The 7,178-nt window shown below is 67.3% G+C and carries 6 protein-coding genes; 3 read left to right on the top strand and 3 right to left on the bottom strand.

Annotated features, from left to right (window positions below; translation table 11 throughout):
- Nucleotides 1-127 precede the first annotated feature (127 nt).
- From ACFR9U_RS01260 to ACFR9U_RS01250, 3 genes are all read left to right on the top strand, one after another.
- Nucleotides 128-1,315 carry a redox-regulated ATPase YchF gene (locus ACFR9U_RS01260; protein WP_247377503.1) on the top strand — a complete coding sequence of 396 codons (1,188 nt, stop codon included), beginning with the start codon at nucleotides 128-130 and terminating at the stop codon, nucleotides 1,313-1,315.
- A gap of 76 nt (nucleotides 1,316-1,391) precedes the next feature.
- Nucleotides 1,392-2,639, top strand: coding sequence for an MFS transporter (locus ACFR9U_RS01255; RefSeq protein ID WP_247377505.1), 1,248 nt, complete (start codon nucleotides 1,392-1,394; stop codon nucleotides 2,637-2,639).
- A 55-nt stretch (nucleotides 2,640-2,694) separates the two neighbouring features.
- Nucleotides 2,695-3,717 (top strand): deoxyhypusine synthase, encoded by a 1,023-nt coding sequence (locus tag ACFR9U_RS01250; protein WP_247377507.1) that lies wholly within the window; start codon nucleotides 2,695-2,697, stop codon nucleotides 3,715-3,717.
- A 29-nt stretch (nucleotides 3,718-3,746) separates the two neighbouring features.
- Here ACFR9U_RS01250 and ACFR9U_RS01245 read toward each other — a convergent pair whose 3' ends face one another.
- From ACFR9U_RS01245 to ACFR9U_RS01235, 3 genes are read right to left on the bottom strand one after another with little or no spacing between them, the layout of a single operon-like run.
- Nucleotides 3,747-4,754: an AI-2E family transporter gene (locus ACFR9U_RS01245; protein WP_247377509.1), complete on the bottom strand. Its 1,008-nt coding sequence runs from the start codon at nucleotides 4,752-4,754 to the stop codon at nucleotides 3,747-3,749.
- A 60-nt stretch (nucleotides 4,755-4,814) separates the two neighbouring features.
- The gene (locus ACFR9U_RS01240; RefSeq protein ID WP_247377511.1) at nucleotides 4,815-5,999 is read right to left on the bottom strand and encodes an AI-2E family transporter; all 1,185 of its coding nucleotides are present in this window, start codon (nucleotides 5,997-5,999) and stop codon (nucleotides 4,815-4,817) included.
- Between the two features lie 54 nt (nucleotides 6,000-6,053).
- Nucleotides 6,054-7,106 carry an NAD(P)-dependent alcohol dehydrogenase gene (locus ACFR9U_RS01235; RefSeq protein WP_247377514.1) on the bottom strand — a complete coding sequence of 351 codons (1,053 nt, stop codon included), beginning with the start codon at nucleotides 7,104-7,106 and terminating at the stop codon, nucleotides 6,054-6,056.
- Between the last annotated feature and the right edge of the window lie 72 nt (nucleotides 7,107-7,178).

Raw genomic sequence — 7,178 nt, 5'->3', positions numbered from 1 at the left:
CATAATAGTTTACAAAAATCGAACGAGCGTTTTCAGAACGCCCCTGTCTTGGGGCCTGTCTGTCACTCTCTCCCACTACTTATCAGGGTAGAAACCCTTTAGCGAATCGTTCGGCTATGTCGGTGCAATGAGTTACAAGATCGGGCTGGTCGGCAAACCCTCGGTGGGGAAGTCGACGTTTTTCAACGCTGCCACGATGAACGACGTGCCGGAGGGCGCCTACCCCTTCACGACGATCGATCCGAGCGTGGGCGAGGCCTACGTGCGAGTCGACTGCGCCGCGCCGGAGTTCGACCACACCTGCACGCCGAACCACGGCTACTGCGAGGAGGGGACGCGGTACGTTCCCGTCAAACTCGTCGACGTCGCTGGCCTCGTCCCGGGTGCCCACGAGGGCCGGGGACTGGGTAACCAGTTCCTCTCGGACCTGAACGAGACGGACGTGCTGGTCCACGTCGTCGACTTCTCGGGGACGACGGACATGGAGGGCGAAGCCACTGAAGGTCACGACCCCCGCGAGGACATCGACTTCCTGGAGAACGAACTCGACATGTGGTACCTCGACATCTTAGAGAAGGGGATCGAGCGCTACCGGTCGGGGTACGAAGGCGAAGAGAAGGAGATCGAGGTCGACCTCGCCGAGCAGATGAGCGCGTTCCGGACGAACAAAGACGAGATCAAGCAGGTCATCCTCTCGCTCGGACTCGACCTCGACCCGGAGACCTGGGACGAAGACGACCGGGAACGCCTGGCTCGCGAGATTCGCATCCGGACCAAGCCGATGATCGTCGCGGCCAACAAGATGGACACCCCCGAGGCACAGGAAAACTTCGAGGAGATCACCAGCGATCCCGAGTACGAGCACCTGACTGTCGTCCCCGTCTCTGCGCACGCCGAGAAGGCGCTCAAGCAGGCCGACGAGCAGGGCGCCGTCGAGTACCGTCCCGGCGCGAGCGAGTTCGACATCGTCGCCGACCTGAGCGACGAGCAGGCGGCCGGCCTCGAACAGATTCGGTCGTTCGTCACGGCGTTCGAGGGGACGGGCGTCCAGCAGGCCATCGAGACCGCGCTGTTCGAGGAGTTCGGGGCCATCGCCGTCTTCCCCGGCGCGGAGAGTCCCCAGGAGGACGGCACCTTCCTGCAGGACTGTTTCGTCCTCCCCGAGGGCGCGACCGCCGAGGAGTTCGCGTACTTCCTGCACACCGACATCGGCGACGGGTTCCTCCACGGGAAAGACGTTCGGTCGGGCCGCCAGATCGGCTCCGATCACGAACTCGACCACCGGGACGTCGTCGAGATCACGACGACGAACTGACTGCTCACTGCGATCGTGTGCGCTCACCGCCACGCCGACCCCAGTTTTACACGGCTTGCGGTCATTCTCTCGACAGATGAGTACCGCGGAAACTGACGAGTCCATCGCCGCCCGGGAATCGTCGAGCCGGAAGTACCGCGTCCTGATCGTCCTCGCGCTCGCCGAGTTGCTGGCGATGACGCTCTGGTTCTCGGCGTCGGCCGTCGGGCCGGAACTCGCCGCGGCGTGGGGCCTCTCGGGTGCCGAGACCGCGTGGCTGACGAACGCCGTGCAACTGGGCTTCGTCGTCGGCGCACTGCTTTCGGCGGTGTTTACGCTTTCGGACGCCGTTCCGCCGCGCCACCTCTTTGCCGTTTCCGCGGTCGTCGGTGCGGTCGCGACCGCCACCATCGCACTGGCGGTCTCGTCGTTCCTCCCGGCCGTCGTCCTGCGCTTTCTCACCGGCGTCGCGCTGGCCGGCGTCTATCCCCCCGGTATGAAGATCATGGCCGGCTGGTTCCGGGAGGGCCGCGGGTTCGCCATCGGGTCGCTCGTCGGCGCACTGACCGTCGGATCGGCCATGCCACACCTGCTCCGGGCGGTCGGCGGCGTCGGCCAGCCGCGACTGGTTCTCCTCGGTGCGGCAGGGCTGGCGGGGATCGGCGGCCTGCTCGTCCTCTCCGTGCGGCCGGGCCCGCACCAGGCTCCGGCAGCGCCGTTCGACCCGGGTGCGGTGCGCCGGATGGTCAGCGACCGGGGGACGATGCTGGCCAACCTCGGCTACTTCGGGCACATGTGGGAGCTGTACGCGGTCTGGACGTGGATTCCCGTCTACCTGGCCGCCAGCTTCGCGGCCAGCGGCGGCGAGTCGGCGGCCTTCGCCGCGCTCGTCGCGTTCGGGACCATCGCCGTCGGCGGCGCGGGGGCGCTCGTCGCGGGCATCTACGCCGATCGGATGGGGCGGACCACGATCACGAGCGCGAGCATGGTCGTCAGCGGGGCCGCGTGCGTCGGTGCCGGGTTCGTCTTCGGCGGCCCCGTCGTCGTCCTCGTGCCCTTCGTGCTCGTCTGGGGGTTCGCCGTCGTGGCCGACTCCGCGCAGTTCTCGGCGGCCGTCTCGGAACTCGCCGAGGACAGTTACGTCGGGTCGGCGCTGACCCTGCAGACGGCCATCGGCTACCTCCTGACGATCGGGTCGATCCAGCTGACGCCGGTCGTCGCCGAGGCCGTCGGGTGGCGCTGGGCCTTCGTCCCGCTGGTCGTCGGCCCCCTCGTCGGCACGGCCGCGATGCTGTACCTGCGGACGCTCCCCGAAGCGAGCGCGCTCGCTGGCGGGCAAGGGTGAGTCGCCGGGGTCTCGAACCGCGCCGTTGAAACCGCTCGGTCGCAATCCTCCTGCAATGACCGAGGACGACCACGAGTGGCAGCCACCGGAACGGGAGACCTTTTCGCACGATCCGATCGCCCACGCCGAGGCGCGCGCCGGCATGACCGTCGGCCAGCTCGCCGACGAGTACGGCGAGGCCGGCATCGGCGCGGCGGACCTCCACGAGGCCGTCGACATCTACGCCGAGATGTTGGACGACGACGTGACGAACTTCGTCGGCCTCGCCGGTGCGATGGTGCCCAGCGGCATGCGCCGCATCGTCGCCGACCTCATCCGCGACGGCCACGTCGACGCGCTCGTCACGACCGGCGCGAACCTCACCCACGACGCCATCGAGGCCATCGGCGGGAAACACCACCACGGGCAGGTCCACGCCGAGGGCAAGACCGAGCGCGAACACGACGAACAGTTGCGAGACGAGGAGGTCGACCGCATCTACAACGTGTATCTCCCCCAGGAGCACTTCGCGCTGTTCGAGGGCCACCTCCGCGACGAGGTGTTTCCGGCCGTCGAGGAGGAAGGCACCGTCAGCATCCAGCGACTGGTTGCGGAACTGGGCCGGGCCAACGGCGAGGTCAACGAACGGGCGGACGTCGAGGAAGGCCCGGGCATCGCCGCCGCGGCGTACGAACACGACGTGCCGGTCTACTGTCCGGCCATCCAGGACTCCGTGCTGGGGCTCCAGGCGTGGATGTACGGCCAGACGAGCGAGTTCTCGCTCGACGCGCTCGCGGACATGAACACCATCACCGATCAGGCGTTCGAGGCGGACGAAGCGGGCGCGCTGGTCGTCGGCGGCGGCGTCCCCAAGAACTTCGTCCTCCAGACGATGCTGGTCGCGCCCGACGCCTACGACTACGCAGTGCAGTTGACGATGGACCAGCCGTCCACCGGCGGCCTCTCGGGGGCGACGCTGGACGAAGCCCGCTCCTGGGGCAAACTGGAGAAGGCGGCACGGAACGCGTCCGTGTACGCCGACGCGACAATCACGCTGCCGCTGGTGGTCGCGGCCGCCCGCGAGCGCGTCGCCGAGTGAGGAGTCCGCAGTCGGTGACGGCCTGCGTGCTACGTTCCGGGGGGCGAGCGGTACTCGTCGCGGAACACGTCGAGGGTCGCGCGGAGTGCGCCGATGACGATCGGGCCGAAAAACAGGCCCATGATGCCCATGACGGTGATGCCGCCGACGAGCCCGAGGACGATGACGGCGGGGCTGACCTGGGCGTAGCGATCGACGACGATCGGCCGCAGGTAGTTGTCCGAGAGACCCACGATGACGCTCCCCCAGAACAGGAGAAACACCGCGGGGAGCAGCTGGTCGTTCGCGATCAGGAACAGGACCGCGGGGCCCCAGACCAGAAACGAGCCGACGATCGGGAGCAGCGAGAGAACCACCATCACGGCGGTCCAGAACAGGGCGCTGGGGATCCCGACGACGAAGAGACCGATCCCTGCGAGAACGCCCTGGACGACCGCCACGAACACGTGTCCGGCCAGCACCGCCCACATGATGTCGTCCAGCGCGGCGTAGAGTTCGTTCTGGACGTGGTCCGGGAGCGGGAGCGTTCGACGCAACCAGGCCATGAACGCGGTCCCGTCCTTGAGGAAATAATAGAGGAGAAACACCGTCAGCCCGAGTCCGACGAACAGGTGCGTCACGGCACCGAACGCACCGAGGAGGCTGCCGAACGCTTGAGTTCCCCCGTCGCTGAGGGCCGACTGGAGCGTTCCCGCGATATCGACCCGGAGCCCCGTGACGCCGTAGATCACCTGCTCTGCCTGCGCGAGCGTGATGTCCCCCTGTCTGACCTGTCGGACCAGGCTGAGCCCTTCAGAGACGACGACCTGCCCGACCACGACGAGCGGTATCAGCAACGCCAGCGTGGCCACGAGAACGAGCAGGCTCGCTGCAACTCGCGCGCCGATTCGCGGTGTGAGACGTCTCTGTGCCGGTTCGAGGAGGTAGGCGAGCAACACGGCGAGCAGGAAAAACTGGAGAAAGGGGGCGACGAACGCGACCGAGAGCCCCAACAGCACGAGTGCGAGCGCGATGAGCACGCCCCTGGTGATATCCATATCACTGGCGTCCACGGCGAGCAGGAAAAGAATCGAGCGAGGGGTTTCGACGCCGACAGGTCACGATTCCGACGCTGTCGTCTCAGTGTCGTCCGACTCGGCGCCGTCGTCGCCGGCGTCTTCTGCGGTGTGTTCGTCGGCGATGATGGGGTCTGATCCGATCGCGGGCGCGGCCGTCACCTGCGGGGTGAGCGGTCTGCCGTGAAGCAACTCGGTGAAGCCGATGCGGACGAGCTGGATGCCGAGCACCAGGAGGAGCGGGCCGAGAAACAGGCCGTACCAGCCAAAGAGGATCGGACCGAGGATGTACGCGAACAGGACGAGGCCGACGTGGGTCTTGCGCCCGGCGATGCGCGGCAGCAGCACCGCCATCGGGACGAGGTCGGCGAACACGAGACAGGCCACGAACAGACCGACCGGAAAGAGCAGCAACGAGGGGTCGGTCCGGGCCGCGACGACCCCGAGATACGCCGTGAGCGGGACGTAGACGAGCTTTCCCACGACGATCGGGACCATGCTCGCGACGCCGGTCAGCAGTGCGAGTGCCGTCGGGAACGGGACTGTCAGACCGGCTGGTGCGAGGAGGTTGAACCCGTGATAGAACACGAGGGTGATGGCGGCCACGACGGCCACCAACAGGACGTTGCCGAAGTAGATGGTTCCGAGGTCGCGGTCCACGGCAGTCGCGTACGCGTGTGCCGGCGCTCCCCGGTCGGCGACGCTCGATTCGAACCAGCCCCGGATGTTGTCGTCGTCACGCAGCAGGTAGAACGCGACCGTCACCGTGATGAACAGGTGGAGGAGGACGTCGGTCAGGAACAGGAGCACGCCGGTGCTGGCGGCGACGACGCTCTGGACGGGGCTGTCGCCGCCGGTCGCGACCTGCTCGGCACCGTCGATCGGATCGGTGAGGTCCGAGAGATCGACGTAGGACGTGATCGTCTCTTCGATCGGTGCGTCCTCCACGAACGTGACCAGTTCGCCGACGCCGACGACGGCGAGCGAGCCGACGATGACGAGCGTGGGGAGTGCCACGGCGAGGAGTGCGACGAGCGCGGCGATGCCGGGCGAGACGTGCCGCTGTAACCGGTGCTGGAGCGGCCTGAGCCCGTAGTAGAGAAAGACGCCGAAGACGAACGTGCCGACGAACGAGTAGAAGACGAACGCGAAGGCCGCTCCGAGCGCCAGCGTGAGCGCCCACCAGCCAGTTCGGTACCGGTCGGTCCCCGGCAGTACTGAGAGCATACCAGCATTCGATACCGCAGGTCAAAAAATAACCACGGTGAGGGCCGGCCATCGCTACGTGAAGTCGACGAGCGGCTTGATGATGCCGTCTTCCTTGCTCTCCATCAGCTCGAAGGCCTCGTCGACGGCCGCGAAGTCGAACTCGTGGGTCGTCATCGGCGTGGGGTCGACGCGCCCCTCGTCGAGGAGTCTGAGCAACCGCTGGAGCCGCAGGCGCCCGCCCGGACAGAGGCCGGTGACGATGTCTTTCTCGGCCATTCCGACGCCCCACTCGCTCCGGGGGATGTTCACGTACTCGCCCTGGCCGTGGTAGCCGACGTTCGAGATCGTGCCGCCGGGTTTCGTGACTGCGATACAGCTCTCGAAGGCGGCGTTGGCTCCCAGCGCTTCGATGGCGGCGTCGACGCCCTCGCCGTCGGTGAGCGCGGTGATGACCTCGACCGGGTCCTCCTCCTCGAAGTTCACCACGTCGTCGGCGCCGTACCGTCGCGCGAGCTCGATCCGCTCGGGGACGGCCTCGACGCCGATGATCCGCCCGGCGCCCTGCAACGCCGCGCCCTTGACGGCCATGAGGCCGACCGGTCCGAGCGCGAACACGGCGACCGTTCCACCCATCGGGATGTCTGCGTTTTCGGCGGCCATGAACCCGGTGCTCATCATGTCCGCGACGTAGGCTGCTTCCTCGTCCGAGACGCCCTGAGGGATGTGGGCAATGTTCGCGTCCGCCTCGTTGACGTGGAAGTACTCCGCGAACACTCCGTCTTTCTCGTTGGCGAACTTCCAGCCGCCGAGCGCGCCGCCGGACTGGGACGGGTGGCCGTTCTGGGCAGCAGCGGACCCCCAGTCGGGCGTGATCGCGCCGACGGCGACGCGGTCACCGGGCTCGAAGTCCGTGACCGCCGATCCGACGGCGTCGACCACGCCGACGGCCTCGTGGCCGAGCGTCAGGTTCTCGCGCTCGCCGATCGCGCCGTGGACGGTGTGGACGTCCGAGGTACACACCAGTCCCTTCGTCGGCCGGACGATGGCGTCGGTCGGTCCCGGCTCCGGCACGTCCTTCTCCGCGAAGCCGACTTCCTCGAGCTCTTCCATGACGAATGCCTTCATGTACCGTACCTCCCGCTGGGACTTCGGCCGGAACGCTGCTAAAACTAGCTGGTGATTCACGGTCATGGACGG

It is taken from the genome of Halorientalis brevis (genome assembly GCF_042678165.1).
GTDB lineage: Archaea > Halobacteriota > Halobacteria > Halobacteriales > Haloarculaceae > Halorientalis > Halorientalis brevis.
Note: the sequence above shows the minus strand (reverse complement) of the source record. Positions and strands in the feature narration are given on the sequence as shown.